Origin of the sequence: Butyrivibrio sp. ob235 (assembly GCF_900109475.1) — a bacterium.
Classification (GTDB): domain Bacteria; phylum Bacillota; class Clostridia; order Lachnospirales; family Lachnospiraceae; genus Butyrivibrio.
Map to the genome: position 1 here is coordinate 23,538 of NZ_FOBE01000027.1, position 20,914 is coordinate 44,451.

Annotated in this window: 20 protein-coding genes; 17 read left to right on the forward strand and 3 right to left on the reverse strand. The window is 42.3% G+C overall.

Annotated elements, in window-relative coordinates; genetic code table 11:
* The first annotated feature begins 180 nt into the window (after nucleotides 1-180).
* The 8 genes from BMW61_RS16250 (at nucleotide 181) to sfsA (ending at nucleotide 7,689) form a co-directional block, all read left to right on the forward strand.
* Entirely contained in the window at nucleotides 181-1,776 is a 1,596-nt protein-coding gene (locus BMW61_RS16250; RefSeq protein ID WP_091824015.1) for a MutS-related protein, read from the forward strand.
* Nucleotides 1,777-1,785: 9 nt separating this feature from the next.
* Entirely contained in the window at nucleotides 1,786-2,460 is a 675-nt protein-coding gene (locus tag BMW61_RS16255) for a MerR family transcriptional regulator (RefSeq protein WP_022762964.1), read from the forward strand.
* A 68-nt stretch (nucleotides 2,461-2,528) separates the two neighbouring features.
* Complete coding sequence (locus tag BMW61_RS16260; protein ID WP_022762963.1) at nucleotides 2,529-3,074, forward strand: RNA polymerase sigma factor; 546 nt, start codon at nucleotides 2,529-2,531, stop codon at nucleotides 3,072-3,074.
* A complete protein-coding gene (locus BMW61_RS16265) occupies nucleotides 3,071-3,496 on the forward strand; it encodes a hypothetical protein (RefSeq protein WP_026498239.1) in 426 nt (141 codons plus the stop codon). The genes BMW61_RS16260 and BMW61_RS16265 overlap by 4 nt, the downstream gene beginning before the upstream one ends.
* A 2-nt stretch (nucleotides 3,497-3,498) precedes the next feature.
* The gene (locus BMW61_RS16270) at nucleotides 3,499-4,113 is read left to right on the forward strand and encodes a hypothetical protein (RefSeq protein ID WP_091824018.1); all 615 of its coding nucleotides are present in this window, start codon (nucleotides 3,499-3,501) and stop codon (nucleotides 4,111-4,113) included.
* A 248-nt stretch (nucleotides 4,114-4,361) separates the two neighbouring features.
* Nucleotides 4,362-4,883 carry a hypothetical protein gene (locus BMW61_RS16275; protein WP_091824020.1) on the forward strand — a complete coding sequence of 174 codons (522 nt, stop codon included), beginning with the start codon at nucleotides 4,362-4,364 and terminating at the stop codon, nucleotides 4,881-4,883.
* A gap of 24 nt (nucleotides 4,884-4,907) precedes the next feature.
* Entirely contained in the window at nucleotides 4,908-7,022 is a 2,115-nt protein-coding gene (locus tag BMW61_RS16280; protein WP_091824023.1) for a SpoIIE family protein phosphatase, read from the forward strand.
* 4 nt (nucleotides 7,023-7,026) lie between these two features.
* Nucleotides 7,027-7,689 carry a DNA/RNA nuclease SfsA gene (gene sfsA, locus BMW61_RS16285; RefSeq protein WP_022762958.1) on the forward strand — a complete coding sequence of 221 codons (663 nt, stop codon included), beginning with the start codon at nucleotides 7,027-7,029 and terminating at the stop codon, nucleotides 7,687-7,689.
* A gap of 59 nt (nucleotides 7,690-7,748) precedes the next feature.
* Here sfsA and BMW61_RS22590 read toward each other — a convergent pair whose 3' ends face one another.
* Nucleotides 7,749-10,382, reverse strand: coding sequence for a leucine-rich repeat protein (locus BMW61_RS22590; RefSeq protein WP_242876778.1), 2,634 nt, complete (start codon nucleotides 10,380-10,382; stop codon nucleotides 7,749-7,751).
* A 167-nt stretch (nucleotides 10,383-10,549) separates the two neighbouring features.
* On the opposite strand from BMW61_RS22590, the gene BMW61_RS16295 reads away from it, so the two are divergent.
* The 6 genes from BMW61_RS16295 to BMW61_RS16320 all read left to right on the forward strand — a co-directional run bounded on the left by BMW61_RS16295 (nucleotide 10,550) and on the right by BMW61_RS16320 (nucleotide 16,783).
* Nucleotides 10,550-11,752, forward strand: a complete 1,203-nt coding sequence (locus BMW61_RS16295) for a DUF6688 domain-containing protein (RefSeq protein ID WP_091824026.1) — start codon at nucleotides 10,550-10,552, stop codon at nucleotides 11,750-11,752.
* Between the two features lie 101 nt (nucleotides 11,753-11,853).
* Nucleotides 11,854-12,504: an ECF transporter S component gene (locus tag BMW61_RS16300; RefSeq protein ID WP_091824028.1), complete on the forward strand. Its 651-nt coding sequence runs from the start codon at nucleotides 11,854-11,856 to the stop codon at nucleotides 12,502-12,504.
* 26 nt (nucleotides 12,505-12,530) lie between these two features.
* A complete protein-coding gene (locus tag BMW61_RS16305; RefSeq protein WP_091824031.1) occupies nucleotides 12,531-13,412 on the forward strand; it encodes a type III pantothenate kinase in 882 nt (293 codons plus the stop codon).
* Entirely contained in the window at nucleotides 13,348-14,544 is a 1,197-nt protein-coding gene (gene coaBC / locus BMW61_RS16310; RefSeq protein ID WP_091824033.1) for a bifunctional phosphopantothenoylcysteine decarboxylase/phosphopantothenate--cysteine ligase CoaBC, read from the forward strand. Before BMW61_RS16305 ends, coaBC begins: the two co-directional genes overlap by 65 nt.
* Nucleotides 14,545-14,730: 186 nt before the next feature.
* On the forward strand, nucleotides 14,731-16,302 hold the full coding sequence (locus BMW61_RS16315; protein ID WP_091824103.1) for a phytoene desaturase family protein: 1,572 nt from the start codon (nucleotides 14,731-14,733) through the stop codon (nucleotides 16,300-16,302).
* Nucleotides 16,217-16,783, forward strand: coding sequence for a TetR/AcrR family transcriptional regulator (locus tag BMW61_RS16320; protein ID WP_091824036.1), 567 nt, complete (start codon nucleotides 16,217-16,219; stop codon nucleotides 16,781-16,783). Before BMW61_RS16315 ends, BMW61_RS16320 begins: the two co-directional genes overlap by 86 nt.
* Before the next feature lie 53 nt (nucleotides 16,784-16,836).
* Here the strand turns inward: BMW61_RS16320 and BMW61_RS16325 are convergent, their stop codons facing one another.
* Nucleotides 16,837-17,343: a hypothetical protein gene (locus BMW61_RS16325; protein WP_139176387.1), complete on the reverse strand. Its 507-nt coding sequence runs from the start codon at nucleotides 17,341-17,343 to the stop codon at nucleotides 16,837-16,839.
* 162 nt (nucleotides 17,344-17,505) lie between these two features.
* Between BMW61_RS16325 and BMW61_RS16330 the strand changes: the two genes are divergently transcribed.
* From BMW61_RS16330 to BMW61_RS16340, 3 genes are all read left to right on the forward strand, one after another.
* The gene (locus BMW61_RS16330) at nucleotides 17,506-17,955 is read left to right on the forward strand and encodes a cysteine hydrolase family protein (RefSeq protein ID WP_022762949.1); all 450 of its coding nucleotides are present in this window, start codon (nucleotides 17,506-17,508) and stop codon (nucleotides 17,953-17,955) included.
* A 136-nt stretch (nucleotides 17,956-18,091) separates the two neighbouring features.
* Nucleotides 18,092-19,381 carry a beta-glucanase gene (gene bglS / locus BMW61_RS22855; protein ID WP_091824042.1) on the forward strand — a complete coding sequence of 430 codons (1,290 nt, stop codon included), beginning with the start codon at nucleotides 18,092-18,094 and terminating at the stop codon, nucleotides 19,379-19,381.
* Between the two features lie 18 nt (nucleotides 19,382-19,399).
* Nucleotides 19,400-19,909 (forward strand): hypothetical protein, encoded by a 510-nt coding sequence (locus BMW61_RS16340; RefSeq protein ID WP_091824045.1) that lies wholly within the window; start codon nucleotides 19,400-19,402, stop codon nucleotides 19,907-19,909.
* Between the two features lie 85 nt (nucleotides 19,910-19,994).
* Here BMW61_RS16340 and BMW61_RS16345 read toward each other — a convergent pair whose 3' ends face one another.
* The gene (locus BMW61_RS16345) at nucleotides 19,995-20,672 is read right to left on the reverse strand and encodes a leucine-rich repeat protein (RefSeq protein WP_175475257.1); all 678 of its coding nucleotides are present in this window, start codon (nucleotides 20,670-20,672) and stop codon (nucleotides 19,995-19,997) included.
* Nucleotides 20,673-20,914: the final 242 nt, after the last annotated feature.

Sequence of the window (20,914 nt, forward strand, 5' to 3'; positions counted from 1 at the left end):
AAAACATGAGATTTTTACAAATCTAACTGAGGCTCTGATGAATGAATCATCGGAGCCTTCTTTTTGCCCCCAAAATCTTATTCATAAAATAATAACTGTAATTTTTAAATTTTTTTCAGGATTTTGTTGACTCTGCACTTGGTGAAGGGTGTATTTTTCGCATATCAGGAGGAAAAAGTCATGTTCATAAACAAAAGAAAACAGCAGGAATTAATTAAAAAGCAGTTCGGAAGAAACCCTCTTCACGATTCTTATCACTATATGAGAAAGGATAGAATCAAACTAATTGCCAAGTACCATGACGAGGTGGGGGAAGGCACTGTTGATGATATTACCTGGAATGACCTTGAGATGGATGACGTTTTTTTCAGGATAAATCACACAAGATCCTACGTCGGGGAGCAGGTTTTGCACCACAGACTGCATTGTACTGATGCGGAGGAGGCTGAAGGCTTTGGGGATACGGTCAGTTTCTATGAAAACAACGAGACAGAAAGAGTAAAAGCGGAAGAGCTTCTAATGGGACTCGGTAAAAGAAACGATTGTTATTATATGCCACAGCTTATACATATTTTGGCAGGTTATGAATTCAAATTTGCATGGGCATATCGCATCTTGCAGGCATTGTTATTTTTGTTTTTAATTTTGGGAATTGTACTGCATAGTAGTGAATTTATGCTGGCATTTTTAGGAGTTGCCGGCATAAATATGTTCATATATATGAGGGAAAAATCTCAGTCTGAGCATATGATGGATTGCTTGTACGGAATCTGCAGTCTTATCAATGTATGTGAAAAGCTTTTGAATTGTAAATGTACTCCGGATTTCCCGGGAAATGAGGTCATAAGAGAGGATATTAGTAGGCTTCACTCTATCAGGAGGATGTCGGGATCGCTGATTTCAAAAAGAAATTATGCGACAGTGGATCCGCAGGGAGCACTGGCGATGTATATTATGGGAATTACTCTGTTTGACCTGGTCTCTTTTAATAAGATTGTGAGAACCATCAGAGGGAACGAGAAGGCAGTGATGGACCTCTATGCCTTCGCCGGAGCGGTAGATTCCGGGATATCGGTGGCATCCTTCAGGAAAAGTCTTCCGATACACTGTTATCCGAACTTTATAGATACCGGCACAATTATAGCAGATGATATTTATCATCCTCTTATAGAGAATGCCGTCCCCAATGACGTAAGCTTACACAGCGGCTCCATGATAATGGGAGCAAATGCTTCGGGTAAGAGTACCTTTATGAAGGCACTTGCAGTCAATGCAATTCTTGCCCAGTCAATATTCACCTGCTGCGGTGCGAGAGCGGAGTTTCCCAAAAGCACCGTTATGACCTCAATGGCTGTTCGTGATGATGTTACCACCGGAGAAAGCTACTATGTAAGAGAAGTGAAATACCTTAAAAGAATGTTGGATGAATCGCAGAAAAAGGGATGCGTTCTGTATTTTATAGATGAAATCCTGAAAGGGACGAATAACAAAGAGCGACTTGCCGCATCAGAGGCCGTACTTCGCTATTTATGTAAAAAAAGCGGAATGGTTATCGTATCAACACATGACAGTGAGCTTGCAGAGAGACTTAGTGATGAATACGAGGGCTACCATTTTGACAGCAGGCTTACCGACAAAGGAATCCACTTCGATTACAGGATAAAATCAGGATTTGGCGAAGGCACTAATGCAATTGATCTGCTTTCATGCTATGATTTTCCGAAGGAAGTGGTGGAAACCGCCAGAAAAACATTAAAGGATCAGAATATTGCGTGAGGATCAGGTATGAAAATAAGTGAAGCTGCAAGCGCCGCTGGGCTTGATGTAAGCAGCGTCAGGTTTTATGAGAGAAAGGGGCTCATAAATCCTGAAAGGGGAGAAGACAGCAACTATCGGGACTATACACCCGAAGATATAGAAAGATTAAAAAAGATCGTTCTTTTCAGAAAAATAGATATGCCGGTGGAGGATATCAGGAAAATGCTCGATAATGAGCAGGATATCGGGGAACTCTTGGGATTACAGATGCAGAGACTCGAAGAGGACAGACTTAAAGTTGAAGGGTCAATACAACTGTGCAAAAAGATGCTCGAAGATGGCTACGAAGAGAGCGATACCGATAAATATATTTCATATGTTGCAGAGGCAGAGAGCCGGGGACAGAGATTCCCCGACATTCTGCCTGTTCTTGATGAGATCAGCCTGAATTCCGGATTTGAGTCTCTCGTTGGATATCCCATATTTTTCAATCTAATGAAAAATGCGCTCTGCAGGCGTCTTTTGGCGGTTGGAATTGTGATTATCATGGTGATATTTCCGCTAATCCAATTGATTTTAAATATCATTCGCCTGATTAATGGACAGGGAAATCTGATGATGTCACTAATCTGGATTATCTATTCAATTATGCTGATATCTGCATTTGTTAATATTTTGCATAAGACAAAAATATTTTCTTAGAAAATTATGAAGACTTATCTGTGTTACACTCGTTATATGTAATGAGAGCAGGAAAAAGCTGAAAGGAGGTGGGAAAAATAGAGGCGAATGAAAACTTAATACGTTGGATGAGTGAGTACAAGAACCTTGTTTTTTCCATCTGCCTTAGGATGACCGGCAATTACTTCACCGCGGAGGATATTGCACAGGAGACCTTCCTCTCGGCATATATGCACATGGATCAGTTCGATGGAAATAATGAAAAGGCTTGGCTCTGCAGAATTGCGGCAAACAAGTGCACTGATTACCTCAGAAGTTCAGCCGCAAAGACGCTTCCCACGGCAGAGGATGAGATGCCGGAGCCTGCAGAAGGCGCCGCGGTAATGGGGATGACAGCCAGCAACAATCCGGCGGATATATATGAAGCAGAAGATGTTATGAACAGCTTTTCAAAATGTTGTGAGGAGCTTCCGGAAGCCTACAGCGACATAGCGATGCAACATTTTATTGAAGGGCGTACAGCAAAAGAGATTGCGGAAGAAAAAGGCGACAATCTTAAGACTATACAGACAAGAATTTTCAGGGCAAAGGAAATGCTGAAAAAATCCTATAGAAAGGAGTGGCTGGAAGCATGAATGATGAATTTAAATATTTAAGCGACGATGAACTGCAAAAGCTCATTGATTCCACCGAAGAGTCAGGACTGCTTGAAGCTCCTATCAGTTTTGAAGCAGAGGTTCTAAAGAGAATCCAAGAGGCGGAGACAAAATCAACGGTCATTTCTTTTGAAGAGAGAAAGAAACAGTTTTCAAGGTTCCGATTTCAAGTTTGTCTGGCGATGGCTGCTGCAATTCTATTTTTGATCGTTTCACCGTTCCTTTCAGCAAACGACGACTATAATGCATGGAAGGCACAAGCTGCGGTTGGACAGACAGTTCCCAGAGAAACAACAACGTATGTCTCGGATTTTTTGGGAAATCACACGCTAAGTGAATCTATCGGAAGTAATCATTTTGAAATAGGAACTTTAAACAGTTCGACAGATAAGGAGAATTAATTATGAGAGCGCAGAAAAGAGGATTTTTTAATTTTATATTTGCATTTGTGCCCGGTGCGGCAGAGATGTATATGGGTTTCATGAAAATGGGAATCAGTCTTATGGGAGCTTTTTTCGGACTGATGGGTCTGATTGCATTTCTCGGGCTTAGCGATGCCTTCATGATGATACCGATTGTACTGTGGTTTTACAGCTTTTTCCATGCAAGAAATATGGCTACCTGCAGAATTGATGTATTTGCGGGACTGCAGGATGATTATTTCTGGAATGAATTCTTTGATGGAAAAGGAATAAACTTAAAATCCGAAACAGCGAAGAAAATATCCGCATGGGTACTGATAATTGCAGGCGTTTCCATAATCTGGAATATAGTTGTTGAGCCTATTTTAAGTGGTGTTGAAGCTCTGGCGGATATGACCGGGCTGAATTTCATATATGACGCTGTGGCCGGTTGTGTATATTCACTTCCCAGATTAATAATTGCAGTTGTTATTATTGTTTTGGGCTTAAGACTTATTCGTGGTAAAAAGAATACACTTTATGTGGATATGAAATCCACCATTGATACAGCTTTTTCTACAGTAGACAATCAGGAAAAAAGCGAGAAAAATGCCTGATTAAATTTGCTTCACCTATGGTTATATATATATTACGAGGAGTTCCTTTGCCGGCTCAATATCGGGGCGGCGAAGGGGCTCTTTTATTTTGTAAATCCGCTATAGAAATAGGCCTTCAAACTCTTGAAAGGACACCGTTTTGATTGATATAATTGCATAGTCTACTACTATAAGTAGTGGAAAAATAAAAAATACACACAATATACTTGAACAACTTGTTCCAATATTGTGTGGGGGAGATTTTAAAAATGATGACTTTAAAAGAATACGCCGAGAGCAGATCCGTGAGCTACGAGACTGTTCGCGTTCAGACCACCAGATATAAGGAAGAGCTTAAGGGACATATCAAGACCGAGGACAAACGCAAAGTTCTTGATGAGTTTGCCTGTGATTTTCTTGATCAGCACAGGCTAAAGAGAAATGTCGTTGTAAAATATGATAATAATGATATGAAGCAGGAGCTGGAGAAGGTTCGCGAGGAGAAAGAGCGCCTTAAGGATGCTATTATTTTGCTTCAGAAGGAGCTTCAGGATATGACGAAGCAGAATTCAACGCTGCTTGAGGACCGCGCACGTTCACAGGCTCTTTTACTGCTTGCGGATAAGGAGCACGATCAGCTTGAATCCATGCAGACTGAGCTTAAAAAGACGCAGGAAGTGCTGCTTTCCACCCAGAAAGACCTGACAGCTGTCACCAAGGATCTTGCAGCGGCTACAAAGGAGCTGGGAAGCTACAATAGGACAATATTCGGATTATATAAGAAAGTCTGACTTCTTGGGGGGAGATAAGATTTTATGAAAAAAAAGATAATGAGAATAATGATGATAGTTTCTTCATTATTATTGGCATTAGTTGTACTTTTGACAGTACAAATGATTTTCAGAGTCAGAACTATACTGATACAGAACGCAGAGAAATCAGGGAATCAGGTTGATGAATACTCCGATAAGGCGATGCGTGATCAGCTTTTGCAGCAGCTCAGTGCCACTACTCGTGGGTGTTCCTATATTGTTAATGATAATCTTGAAAATTTCGCAGGAACCGTAACCATCATGGCGGATGCCGCTACTGATATGTACTCTCATCCTGAAAGATACGGTTCATCTGTAGTTAAAATACCCGAAAAGTCAGATATCGGAAAAAGCATGGGGCAGTTTCTCTTTTCAGAGGAAGTTGACCCGAACAGTCCGAGCGTAAAAGAAGAGATTTCCCTTTTGGCTAATATGCAGGGAAGTCTTCTTGCCATGTACGGACAATTTCCAGAACTTGGAGCAACCAATATAGGTACGGAGACAGGTTTAATGCTGCTTGCAGGACCCGTACTTCCTGAGAGATGGGATAAAGACGGCAATTATGCCAGCTTTGACCCCAGACAAAGGCCCTGGTACCTGGCGGCAAAAAATGCACGGAGAACCAGCTTTTCCGAGATAAAAGAGGACTATGATACCAAAAAGCTGGCAATAATGTGCGGTTCACCGATCTACAGAGACGGTGAATTTGTGGGAGTTGCCGGCGCAGGTATTTATCTTGAGGGAATAGAATCGGTAATGATGAATGCCCGTATAAGTGATCAGGGAAATTCCTGCATTATTGACGAACATGGGATGATCATCTTTTCCTCCCAAGACGAAGGGGATCTCAAGACACAGACAATTCTTGGAGAAGGGAAAAAAGACAGCTCTCTCAAAAAGCTCTCAGAGAAAGCAATTTCCGGAGAGAGAGGTCTCGAACTATTGGAGATCAACGGGAAAAAATGCTATCTGGCGTATTCCCCCATTAAAGTTGTAGGATGGTCACTGATATCCATTGTTCCGGAAAGCACCGTCCTTGCACCCAAAGAAAGTCTTTTGAATTCTTTGAATATTAATCGAATCATGGAACTTACGGAAGTGCAAAAGGTTCTCAGAACGGCGTTAACCACTGTTCTTGCCTTCATTGTTGTCATTGCACTAATAACGGTAGTTATTTCAAATATGCTCAGCAGACAGCTGGTGAAGCCTGTAGAGGAGCTTACGGCTAAGGTTCGGGCAATTGAAGGAGATCAGCTCGATTTCGAATGGACCGAGGACACTGGCGATGAGATACAGGAGCTGGCCACATCTTTTGGGTTTATGACTGAGAGGATGAAGAAATATATTGTCGATATTCAGGCGGCGACAGCTGAGAAGGAGAGAATAGGAGTAGAGCTTGCCCTTGCTACCGAGATTCAGGCAAGTATATTGCCCCATGATTTCCCGCCCTTCCCGGACCGAAGGGAATTCGATATTTATGCAATGATGGAACCCGCAAGGGAGGTCGGTGGTGATTTCTACGACTTTTTCCTGATAGATGATGACCATTTGGGATTGGTTATGGCAGATGTTTCCGGTAAAGGTATACCGGCCGCACTGTACATGATGATTTCCAAGGTAATTCTTCAGAGCTGCGCTATGCTTGGAAAATCGGCCGCGGAAGCTCTGAATAAGATGAACGAAGCCCTCACCAGCAACAATAAGACGGATATGTTTGTCACAGTCTGGTTCGGTATTCTGGAGATTTCTACTGGAATAATTTCCTGTGCAAATGCCGGGCACGAATATCCCGCCATTATGCGAAAGGACGGTAAATTCGAGCTTTTCAAGGATAAGCACGGATTTGTAATCGGTGGAATGGAAGGAATCAAATACAAAGAATATCAGATAGAAATCGGCCACGGAGATAAGCTGTTCCTGTACACTGACGGTGTGGCAGAGGCCACAGATATAAATAACAAGATGTATGGAACATCCCGCATGATAGAGGCACTTAACAAGGATCCGGACGTTTCTCCGCAGCAGATAGTTAAGACTGTAAGAGCCGATATAAGTGAATTTGTCGGAGAAGCAGAGCAGTTTGATGATCTGACTATGCTGTGTTTGGAGTTTAATTGATTTTATGATTATATATGAAAATACCGTGTCCGCACTTTTTATAAAACGAAATAACCGCTTCACGGCAGAAGTCCTGGTTGATGGACACAGGGAGACGGTACATGTTAAGAATACCGGTCGCCTCGGAGAGCTCCTCCTGGAAAATGCCGAGGTGACGCTTCAAAAATCCGATGATCCCGGAAGGAAGACGAAGTATGACCTGATTTCCGTCTACAGACCGGAGTTCGAGTGGATTAACGTCGACAGTCTTGTTCCGAACAAGCTTATGAAGCAGTACCTTGAGCCGCGATATGACTATGTGAAAGCTGAATATACTTACGGGAATTCCAGATTTGATTTTTATATGGAAAAAGATGGCGAGAAATACCTTACGGAAGTTAAGGGCTGTACACTTTCCTATGATCAAAAAAGCGGAGTGGGTTATTTCCCGGATGCGCCGACAGAGCGCGGAATCAAGCATCTTCAGGAGCTGGCAGAAGCGGTAAAGAAGGGATATCATTGCACAATAGCATTTGTTATTCAAATGAACGGCATATATACTGTGCTTCCAAACGACAAGACTCAGCCTGAATTTGAAAAAGCGCTGGAAGCCGCAAAAAAGGCAGGCGTGGAAGTCGTATGCCACAGCTGCCATGTTGAGGCAGATAGAATTAGTATTGTAAATTAAATATTTGCTATGAAAATACAACCCGTGCCTTTTGACACGGGTTGTTCTTTCTACTTCTTTTATTCCACTTCTGCGTTTGTTCTCTTAGCGACAGCCTTTGTAATTCTGCTCTTTGTCTTACCGGATACACCTTTTATTTTTATCTTTGAAGCTTCCGGAAGCTTCTTAAATGCACCGGCGCCGATCTTAAGATGCTTATTGGCTTTAATCGTAATCTTCTTAAGGTTTGAGCATCCTTTAAATGCATTCTTGCCTATAGATCTGACATTTTTTCCGATAACAACCTTCTTAATCGTGTCGTTTCCTTTGCAGGCTTTAGCTGCAATCTTGGTTACCGGATAGGTGATTCCGTCAACAGTAACATTGTTGAGGGAAGCCTTCTTTCTCTTGCCGATCTTATCGACTGTAGCATTTCCATCGCTTCCGATGGTGTAAGTGATATCATCCACTGTAACCGTAAACTCAGAGGGCTGAGCAGGCTCTGAATTCACCTGAGCGGAGGAAGTCTGACCTGAGCCGTTATCCTCGGGTGCAGTCTGGGTTGCCGGATCTTCGGGAGTAGCCTGATTTGCGGGATTCTCAGAAGGAGCGGGCTGATTTGTATTAGGAGCAACGAAATCCTCAGGCTTAGTATTTGTCAATGTGTAGAACTCAGCGCCGTCAGGATCCTGCGTTCTTACTACGATATCATCAGCTTTGAGCTTATTGTTTATATAAAACTCATTTATTTTTGTGCCGGAAGGATAGTTGTTGCCTTCATTGTAAAGCACTACAAAATCCTCTTTGGATAGATTCTTACAGGACAACACGGTTCCTTTTTCAGCATATGTGCAGGTATTGCCCGAAAACTTGTAGAAAAGGCTTGCGGAATTATAAATGCCTGCGTTTATTTTGTTTTTGATGGTGTTATTACAAAATGAAACCCTACATGCCTCTGTCTGAGTTAAGCTTGTAAGATAATCGTTGGTATTTATAACACATGACGATATATTTACGGTGTTCTTTTTGCCCTTTTTCATGGAGAGAACACCTGTCGTAAAGGGCATTTCGAGTGTGCAATCCGATACATTATAGGTTTTGAGTGATGTCTCCGGAACATCCAGGAAGGTTCTGTATACTGTACCGTTTTTGCTGTTAGTGATGCAGTTCTTAACTGTCACATTTGCGGGATATTCACCCGTAGTCTCCTCTGAATCGGGGCCTGTGAAGAAAATGCTGGAATTTCTTTTTGTGTCAGTTACTCCGGAGTCGAGATCGAAAGTAATTCCGTCAAAAACAACTTCCGTTTCACCTGCAAGTCGCATAACCTTACAAACTCTGACGCAGGCTGCTGACAGATTAAATGTGCAGTTCTTTATGCTGGTGTCCTTAAAGGAACCATTAAATAATGTAAAAATGTTGTGGCAGTCATGAGTATGGTTTTTGAAGTTACAATTGTATACACTGATATTTCTGTAGTTACCGCGCCAAAAAGCCAGTATTTCATCAGTGAGCGTAGTTTCAAAATCGCAGTCGTGCACACTTAAATTCTCAAGAGTTGAATCCAGCGTATTTTCTTTACCACAGAACCACAGACAACCGCCGACCAAAGTATCTGTTATGTTACCCTCATAGCCCATGCCGGTAAGGTTTCGGAAAGAGCAGTTGCTTACCTCAACGTCATTCAGCTTTCTGCTGTGCTTGAACCACACCAGATCCACTTGCATGAATCCCCCGTTTTTCTTGGCGGGAGCGGCATAGAAATTGCAGTTTGTGATCTTACAACCGTCAATTTCGGAAAGGCTGAGAATGACTACCTGTTTATCTTTGAGCGGATGATCTTTGGTGGTTTCCATGTAAAAATTGATGTCCGAAAATGTAAGAGAAAAGGTCGGACTAGTCTCACCCGGAACCGTGTACATTATCCTGTTGGACCCGGATCTATAGGATTTGCTGACACTCAAAGTGGTATTCCCTGTTCCTTTGTAATTCAAGGATTTCAAGTATATAGTTTTATCAAGAGTATAAACGCCGTCATTGAACTGGATGGTCGAAACCACGCTGCTTGCAACCGATGATGTAATAAGTAAGTTCAGACGCTCCGATATGTCGGTAGTCGGGAAAATTCCCACCTGCGCCACATTGATCGTATCGGTCAATATGAGCTGTGCATATTTTTTGTTCTTCATTTTTGTATAAAAAATGTTTTTATCCGGAGCGCTATCTGTTATCTGATATGATGCAGCACCGCCATCTCCTGCGGAAGCGTAGCCTTTGACGCTTACAACTGTTCCCACGGGAATATCAGCTGCAAGAAGGTCATTTAAGCTGTCGTACTCTGATGAAAGAGCACTGCCAAGTGCGGTTAACTCCTCGGTTTCCACAGGAAGCAGCATTTCAATCCCTGCTTCAGGGTCTTCAGCCGAAACCCCGGTATCATCCGGTATGGAATCAGCATTTTCTTCGATACGTGTTTCACCTGATTCGGATTCGGATGGATTATCGGCATCGGGATTTGGTTCCTCTGATGATTCCTGCTGTGTTTCTTCCGCATTTCCGGCACTGACTTCATCTTCAGCACTAAAAGTCGCTTCAGGCGAGAGTTCTTCTCCGGTTAAGAGTTCTGATTCTGCTCTGGAAGTAATTCCTGCGAATGCATTAAAAAATAGACACAGTATGACTGTGATGACCAAAAGATGCTTTTTTCTTTTCATATTATTAGTTCCCCTTTAATAATTTTTCATACCACGCATGAGATTATAACACATGTTTTTAAAAAAACTCAAAAAATATGCAACTTTTAAGCCCTTTCAGCTGTATTATATTTAGACGGGGCCATTAAATAGGATAATAGCCCCAAAGTGAACTTGGAGGAGTTGTCATGGAAAATAAGCCGTTTTCTTTATTTAATAAGCATTCAATATGGATAACACTGATTGCACCCGTGCTGATAGGAGTAGTTTTTGCGAGGAGAGGTGGAATACTGTTAGGGCCGATTTTCATATTCCCTGTATTTTTGGTTATTGATGAATTTATCTGCTTTATTATTTCAATTAATAAAGTGAAAATTATTGCTTCCAGGGTATTTGACGCCTTTGTTCTCATCATTGGGCCAACTTACGAGTGGCTCTATATAGGGGAGATAAAAAATGCAACCTGGTATGATTGGCCGGAGCAACTTTACAACGCTCAGCGTCATACACCTATTTATACAGGCGCAGTAGCAACCGTTATGATTATTTTTCTTCTTGCAATTTTGGGCTATATTATCCTTCAATATACGCCTCTTAACGAATTACCGCCCCTTGTTGCGGTATTGTCAATGGCTGCCATGTACCTTGGTATAATTCAGCTTATCATCCTGACTGTGCAGGTATTCGGTGTTGGTGACGAGATGGATGTGTATCTCTTTCCGCTTCCTGCCTGCTGTATACTTATCACAGCCCGCACGATAGTTGAGAAGATTTATGAATGGAATGACAACCGTTTCGATACAAGTAAATTGGAGCAAAATCCTGTTTTGAAAACTTCTGATACTATCCTGAAGAATGTTATCTTATGGCCGTTTTTCGCAATTTTCCTTATGATTCCGCTCCTCGGAATCCTGATAGCGATACTGTATTTATTCGGCCAGGCGCCGGATTCCGTAATTAAAGCCTGGACAGAGACCAGTCAGTGGAATCTTTCAACGAAAATATCGCCGCAGAACATCTATTACGACGAACATTATCTGTGTACAGTAGCTGCCGGAGGACACCGCAGGGTTGTAAAGCCTATCCGCAAGGGAATCCGCCACGGACATGAGGTTACGGTAAACAGACAGCTTTGCATAGCCAATGCCTTCGAACAGATTTTGGAGGAAAAAACTCCGCACCTTCACAGGGCTGTCCGCGCTTTTTATGATAAGTACGGATTCCCTGTTGCAAGGCTTATTAAAAGCAGATGGATTGCAGACGCCGTTTACTTTATCATGAAACCCTTGGAGTGGTTTTTCCTTATAGTAATATACATGGTTGATGTCCATCCGGAGAACAGGATAGCAGTGCAGTATATGGGGGATAAAACGCCTTTAAAACAGGCATAAAAATATGTGTTGCAATCCGTCTGGCAAGCTGATATATTACAGTTGCACTGTATTCGGAATGATCCGAAACGGTAGCTTTTTTGTCAAAAGGAGAATTAAATATGGAAAACACAAGGACACTTGGCCGTAAGACCGCAGAGGAGTCATTCGGACTGAGTCACGCAACACGTTACATGGTGGAGACTGCCCTTATGATCGCAGTTGTTCTTATTATGGGCAACACATTTTTAGGGACAATTCCTACACCGCTTCTTAAGATTTCTATTGTTACCGTTCCCGTTGCACTGGCAACAATGCTTATCGGACCTGCTGCAGGCATGATCTGCGGTCTTGCTTTCGGTATTAACAGCTTTGTTGGCGCACTCACAGGTGCAAGCGGAATGCTCTCAACACTTTTTACTATTAATCCCTTCGGTGTATTTTTCACAGCTATAGTAGCAAGATTTCTTGATGCAGCTGTTGTAAGCGGCATTTACAAGCTTATCCACAGAGGAAAACTCACAAACGCATCATATTATATTACAGGCGCACTTATGCCCTTATTCAACACAGTATTTTTCATGACATCACTCTGCCTGTTCTTCTACAACACAGACTATGTACAGGGTCTTGTAAGTAACTACAATGCAACCAATCCTTTCGCATTTGTAATTGCAATGGTTGGTGTTCAGGCAACAGTGGAAGCATGCATTGGCTGCATCCTTGCAGGTACTGTAGGAATGGTGCTCTCAAAGGTTCTTCACAGAGCATAAGCACATAAATAGCAGGTGTAATTATTATGAGCAGGATTTTGACTGTTGATATAGGTAATTCAAGCATAGTTGCCGGAGTTTTGAATAATGGCGAGCCGGAATTTACCGGAAGAATCGCGACTATGAGAGACTATGGCAAAAAAGAGATAACGAAGGCTCTTGGCGGCCTTTTACAGGATTATCTTGACCAAATAGAAGCAGAGTATGAGGAAGCTCCCTTCAGGGGGGCGATTCTCTCTTCGGTGGTGCCCGAGATAAACGAAGTCACTCTTTATGCAATGGAGGAGATAACCGGAACGAAGCCGCTTCTTATGAGTGACAAACTCATAACCGGAATAGATATCTCGAATTACAGCAAGGGTAAAATCGGTGCAGACAGAATCGTGGATTTATCCGCAGCAAAGTCGATGTTTAAGGATAGACCGGTCATGGTCTGCGACCTTGGAACCTGCTCCACAATCACCGTAGCAGATGAAAATGGAAAACTTATCGGCGGAATGATAGCTCCCGGAGTGCAGCTGTCACTAGATGCAGAGGCTATGCGGACTGCGCAGCTTCCACAGCTGTCTGCGGGAGAAGTGACCGAGATTCTGGGAACAGACACCGCCTCAAACATGATGAGCGGAGCTGTAGCCGGAGCCGGAATGATGATTTCGGGCGCAGCAGAGCGAATCAGCGCCGATTACAAACTGGATAATATGGCACTTGTAATCACGGGAGGCCTTGGAAGCCTTGTTATTCCCTGGATAAATCGGGAAGTCTGCTATGAAAAGGACCTTCTTTTACGGGGACTTAATGCCATATTTGAACTTAATGCAAGCAGTTATGAAAGTGAAGTAGATCATGCTATCAGGAAAAAATATTCTATTAGGAGTTACAGGGGGGATCGCGGCTTACAAGTCGGCTGATCTGGCATCAAAGCTCATAAAGCAGCACGCAAACGTGGATGTTGTAATGACCAAAAACGCCACGGAATTTATTGCGCCGCTTACTTTTGAAGCTTTGACACACAACAGATGCGTCACGGACACCTTTGACAGGAATCATCCGTGGGAGGTGGAACATATCGCCCTGGCAGACAAGGCAGATATTCTTGTTATCGCGCCCGCTACAGCAAACTGCATAGCAAAGCTTGCTGCCGGAATAGCAGACGATATGCTCACAACCACAGCCCTTGCCTGCACCTGTAAGAAAATAATAGCACCTGCTATGAATACACATATGTACGAAAATCCTGTGACACAGCGCAATCTTCAAACTCTTAAGGACTTCGGATATATTATTGTAGAACCCGACGAGGGTTACCTTGCCTGCGGCGCTGTGGGAAAAGGAAGAATGGAAGAGCCTGCAAATATTGTGGATGCCATCATTCATGAAATTGCAGCGCCTAAGGATATGGAAGGAATCAAGGTCCTTGTGACTGCAGGCCCCACAAGAGAAGCAATAGATCCCGTCAGATATATAACCAATCATTCAACAGGCAAGATGGGAATTGCTCTTGCAAAGGCTGCGGCAGGCAGAGGCGCCGATGTCACACTTGTTCTGGGACCTACGGATATTCAGGTTCCGGCCTATGTAAATGTGGTTCCGATAACTTCCGCTAAGGATATGTTTGACGAAGTAACTTCCAGGGCAAAGGAACAGGATATCATTATAAAAGCGGCTGCAGTTGCGGACTACACACCCGAAACGGTAGCAGATAACAAGATTAAGAAAAATGATAATGACAGTGATCTCTCCATACCGCTTAAAAGAACGGAAGATATCTTAAAATGGCTCGGAGAGCACAAAGGTGAGCGTCAGATTCTATGTGGCTTTTCAATGGAAACCGAGAATATGCTCGAGAATTCCAGGAAAAAGCTTGCAAAAAAGAATCTCGACATGATCTGTGCAAATAATCTCAAGGTTGCCGGCGCAGGCTTTGGCGTTGATACCAACGTTATTACGCTTATCACCAAGGACAGCGAGACAGAGCTTCCTCTTATGAGCAAGGATAGCGCAGCAAACTGCATTCTTGATGAACTTACAAAAATGCGATAAAAAGGCGCATAACAATTAGTAAAGTCAATATCGTGTAAAACAAGCCAATATCAGTGCATATGTGAGGCTTGTTTTTTTATGTGTTATTTTATGTAAAAAACAAGTTGACAAATATGATTGAAAGATTTATATTGAATATACATTCAATGAATATTAATTCAATAAAACAGGAGATCAATTATGGGTATGCAGAAAAAAGTAGTAATAATCGGTGGGGGAATTGCAGGACTTTCTGCAGGTATTTATGCAAGACTTGCAGGTTTTGAAGCAGAAATATATGAGAAGAATTCCACACCCGGAGGAGAATGCACAGGATGGAACAGAGAAGGCTTTCATATAGATAACTGTATTCACTGGCTCACAGGAACCAAGAAGGGAACAGAGTTGTACGACGTATGGGAGACTGTTGGAGCCATTTCGGATAATACTAAGTACGTTCATCTTGAGTCCTTTTATACCTCATGTCTTGATGGTAAAAAGGCGACACTCTGGGCAGATCTTGAGAGAACAAGAAAAGAGCTCACAGAGCTTTCTCCGGAAGATGCTGATGAAATAAATAAATTTATCGAATATGTGGAATACTCCAAGCAATGTCAGGTTCCGGCAGATAAACCGATGGACATGTTCAGCATCGGAGATTACATCAGACTTGGAAAATCCATGGGCGATTTTATGAAGGTTATCAAGGATCTTGGGCAGGAATCTCTGGAAGACTACAGCAAACGCTTCAAGTCTCCCTTGATTCAGAAGCTTATGTGTGATTATCTTCCCAAGGAATACAGTGCAGAATCACTGTTTGTATCCTATGCATCCATCGCTGATGGTAACGGTGACATACCAATGGGGGCATCTCTGGAGATGTCGATTCGAATGGAGAAGAGATACAAGGAGCTTGGCGGCAAGATCTACTATAACAAGGCTGTAGACAGGATTCTGGTTGAGAAAAGGCGCGCCGCTGCTATGATTCTTGACGACGGAATGAAGGTAACCGGCGATTATTTCATAGCAACCGTTGATACAAATCTTCTGTTTGGCAAAATGATCGACAGCAAGTATATGCCCAAGGCTATGAAAAAAGCATACGATAACCGCGAAGCATTTCCTGTCACAAGCGGATTCCAGGTTGCGTATACCGTAAATAAGGATTTTAATCCCGGAGAAACCGTATTTATCGATATTGAGCCTCTTAAGATTGGCGCAAGAACGTTAGACCGTATGTATGTCAAAGTGTATGGTTATGATCCGAAGTTTGTGAAGGATGGAAAACAGGTACTTCAGACCAGCTTTTTCCAGAGCGATGCCGATTTTGAATACTGGAAGAGACTTCCCAAAGAGGAATATAAAGAAGTTAAGGAAGCTTTGGTGAAAGAGGTAACTGAGAGATTAGAGGCCGGATATCCCGAGCTCAAAGGCAATCTCCACGTCCTTGATTCCTGGACTCCGCTCACTTATGAGAGATACTGCAATGCATATCATGGAAGTTACATGAGCTTTATCTCGACAGGTAACGGAATACCGTTTAGAGTAAAAGGAGACATAAAGGGCATAAAGAATCTCTGTTTTGCAGGTCAGTGGAACAGTTCACCGGGAGGACTCCCGATAGCTGTGACAAACGGCAAGTTTGCTATTCAGAGAATTTGTAAAAACAAGGGATATTTTAAAGGGGAAGCCAATGACAAGAGAAGAACAGAAGGAAGAACGCAGGAAAGCAATACTTATGACAGCTCTGACGCTCTTCGTGGAAAAAGGGTATCATGAGACCAAAGTTGCGGATATTGCGGCTGCGGTTCCAATGAGCACCGGCCTGATGTTTCACTATTTCAAATCAAAAGAAGAGCTCGTAATGGCTCTCGTCGTAATGGGGAAAGAGTTTACAGGGGCAACAGCTCCTGTAGAGGGAATCCCTGCAGACATATTCCTAAAAGGGATGCTGGATGAACTATTTCTCTATGCTAAAAAGGATGCATACGTAGCAAATATGTTTGTCCTGATGGCACAGGCCAGACGTGCCGGAATGCCGGAAGACGTGCGCAAATTGGCGAATTCGGTGGAAGCCATCGACAATACGGCAAAGATTATAAAAAACGGCCAAAAAGCCGGGATATTCAGAAAGGGCGATCCTAAACTGCTGGCGCTTTGCTTCTGGTCTGCATTTCAGGGAATAATGGAAGAGATGACCATGGACAGAGCGCTTGATACCCCGGATTCAGAGTGGCTTATGGCTATACTCAGACCCTGATTGCATTACAAAAAGAGCTGATCGTTCAGCTCTTTTCTGCATTAATATGAAATTCAGCCTCCCTGTCCCATAACAACCGTTCCGTTTCCGTCTTCGTCATAAACTCTTCTGATGGGAGTGGGGCCGGTGAATCCCGGATATTCATCCATTATTTTCAGCACATTTCCTGAGATAAAAAAGTTCTTGTACTCATAGTAATACACAAATCGGTCCAGGAACTCTGAAGTGTTAGCAGAATACTTCACCCCGTCTATATATGCAGTAGTTTCGCGCTCACCCAAATAGAATATAGTGATGGGCAGAAACGCATAAAACATGACTAAAACAATTGTTGCAGTAGTTGCTATATAGGCAAGCCTCCGGGCCTTTTTATTATTCTGTCGTCTGATAAGCTGAATGATTCCAACGATAATACCTATAACAGCCAGGGTTACAACTACCTGGATCACAAAGAATCTGAATCGCAGCTTATGAGCCTGCAGCAAGTCATTTAGTATCTTAAAGGCGGCACTTAAAATCAAAGTATCTAGCAAAATATGTCTCTTCATCCACGTTTTCACAGCATTTCCTCCGTTTATCATTATATATTATATACAGTTTATACCGTGGTTTCGTTGCAAAGATTCATGAACTTTTAATTTGTAAATTCCCCCCGACAGTTTTACAATGATAAATAATATGTGTATCAATTAAGTACAAAGACCGGATAAGAGGGGGATCTTATGAGGGTATTAGTTGTAATTGACATGCAGAAAAAGTATCTTAGCGGATACGATGAGAAGCTTTTATCGAACATTAACTACGAGATAAAACTGGCTCATGAAGAGGAAGACGTTCCAATCTTCTATGTGAAAAACGTAGGCCTCACCGGGAACAGAGACGGATACGACCTCTCGGATGAGCTTCTCATGGTTTCGGATCTGGTTTTTGAAAAGAAGAGTCCGAGTGCATTTTCATCAAAAGCCTTTTCACAAAAACTGAAAGGGCTCAAAGCAACGGAGCTTGAGATTGTAGGAGTTGACGGCACCTCCTGCGTCGCTAAAACGGCGATGGATGCCGCAAAACTCGGATATAAGACGGAAATAGTAAGAAAGTGCGTAGGAGCACGAAATGAAAAAGTGTATGAGAAAACACTTAAAAAGCTTGAGGATGCAGGAATAAATATCTTGTGATTTTTAGTATTATTGCACAAAATTATCATCATTATTCCGTCATCCAACATCAGCATTCTGATATTTTGGACATGAATATAATATCCTCCTTTTTTGATAATGCCTATTATTATCAAAAAAGGAGGTGTTTGTTTTTATGGGAAAGAAACTAGTTTCACTTGTTTTGGGGACTGTGCTGACAATCGGAGGACTTCTTGCTTCTGCAATGCCGGTCACAGCTGCAAGTGCCTGGGGAGGCACTCACGACGGGATGGCATTTGATTATCACGACAGCAGCCAGTTTGAGATGTCAAGCTGGAGCAACGGCGGGATGTTTGACTGCACCTGGTCACCAAATAATGTATCCTTTGCAAACGGCCAGATGAAGCTTACTATCGACAGAAACTGGCAAGGATACACGGGAGGAGAGTACAGAACAAAGAAATACTACGGATACGGGCTGTTCCAGGTTAATATGAAACCCATTAAGAACTCAGGCGTTGTATCTTCTTTCTTTACCTACACAGGTGAGAGTGATGGTACAAAATGGGATGAGATCGATATAGAATTTCTTGGATATGACACCACGAAAGTCCAGTTTAACTATTACACAAACGGACAGGGTAACCACGAATACTTGTACAACCTTGGATTTGATGCATCACAGAGTTTCCATACCTATGGTTTTGACTGGAATGCCGGAAGCATCACCTGGTATGTGGATGGCAAGGCTGTATTCACTGCAACAAGGGATATCCCGAACACTCCCGGAAAAATCATGATGAACGTATGGCCAGGAACAGGAGTGGACAACTGGCTTAGACACTACGATGGAAGAACCGGGATAAGTGCTTACTATGACTGGGCTTCCTATGATGCTCACACAGGAAGTTCGAACAACAGTAGCAGCAATAACAATAATAGTAACAACAATAACAGCAATAATAACAGTAGTTATCAGCCTGCACCTTCACAGTCATCCAATACCGGTAATAATGCCGGATCAAGTGCAATGTTTGACAGTTCTAAGGCATACAAGCTCATAAACTCCGGAAGCTGCCTTTCACTGGATGTTCAGGGCAACAGAAGGGACAACGGCACCAATATCCTTCAGTATCCCTTCAGGGGAAATGCTAATCAGAAGTGGTACTTCGTAAAAGAAGGCGATTATTACATCATTAAATCTGCTTCAACAGGTAAAGTTCTCACAGTCCAGGATTCAGCAACATGGGACGGGGGAAACGTATGTCAGTGGGATTATTATGGCAGCAACAGCCAGAAGTGGGAGATTTACCCGGCTGTAAATAACACCTACAAGATCATAAATCACAACAGTGGGAAGTGCCTTAACATCGCCTACGGTAGTAACGACGCTAACGCAAATGTCGAGCAGTATAAGGACGTATCCAGCAGCTATGAGATGTGGTGGATTGATGTTGCAAACTAATTAAAATAGTTACGGTATATGGGAATCGATTTAGAAAAACTTAAAGAAAAGTATTCAAAGAATAAACCCACTTTTTCGTTATCAGAGTTAATGCTATGCATATCACTAATCATAATAGGCTGCGCATTGTTTTTTGCCATGCCTGATAGTATGGGTATTTTAGGCTGGATATTGTTTGTAGCAGGCACTTTCTTGAACGTTGTGGGTACTTTCAGAGCTTCAGTTTTCATACAGTTCATCGGACTTTTGTATTTATATAAGAGCGGCGGAACAGGGAAAGGAGCTGCCATCGGCACGCTTGCACTATGTATCAGCCTTGGACTGGTCATATATGCTGTTGATTTTGAAGATGAGAGACATCAGAAAAAGATAAAAATAGCATGTGCGATCATCACGATTTTTCTTACTGCTATAGCTATCTTTCTTAATTTCAGGGATGATTTTTCTACTGCCAGTGTCTCCGTGGGAACAATACTTCTGATAGAAGCGGTGATAACCGGTAGAATTGGATTTTTATCACAAAAATAGAAAACAATAATGCCACGCAACCTCAGTAATAATCTGGGGTACGGGGCATTGCTGCGTTTGATGCTTTTTTAGTTGATGTTAAAGTCTAGTAGGTATAGATTTTTTTTACTTTTATGCCTGCTTTATTAAGAAGTTTCTTAACCTTTTTTCCATATTTCATATCATTGGTTGAGCGTATGTTAAGAATGGTCTTGGTTCCTTTCTTAAATGCATTCTTATCAATTGATTTGATGCAAGAGCCGGTTATGCCAAGATACCTGATCTTTTTTGACTTTGAGAAGGCATTTTTTTCTATCTTCTGAAGCTTATTTCCATGAATATGCACATAGGTGAGTTTACGGCAGTTTGAAAATGCACCTTGCGGGATCTTCTGTACCCCGGTTTTTTCGTCAATAATGAGTACATATATCAGCTTATCGTCCTTGAAAGCGTTCTTTGCTATTTCCGTGCACTGGAAGTCCTTGAATCCGTCTTTTCCTTCAGATACGCGCAAACTAGCATTGGAAATACCTATTACTGTTTGGGAAGTGTCATTTTCTTTTGCCCTTCCGATTGCTTTTGTTGTCCCATAATACTCTCCGGATGAGCCGATAGACGTGATTTCATATAGCACGCCACCAAATTCAAATGTATCACCGGCTTGGTCATAAAGCGGAGTGCCGGTATCCATCATGGTTTTTGCATTTGCGGGGAAAGAGCCATGACAAAGAGCAAAGGCAATCACTGCAATAATGCTGAATAGGATCATTCTTTTTTTGTCCATATTTATCCCTCTCATATAACAGAAAATGATTAGTATATATCTGATTATACGGTTTATACTTTTCTTGTTAAACGAATACCAGATGTTTTAATAGAAATTTAATGAACCAAAGAATGCAGTTATTATGTGGGGAGGCATGTGTGTGGCAGGAGCGATACAATAAGGACAAATAGAATTATTCGGGCTCTGAAGCAGTAATGCTTTAGAGCTCAATTTATGTATAATAGAGATTGAAAGTTCAA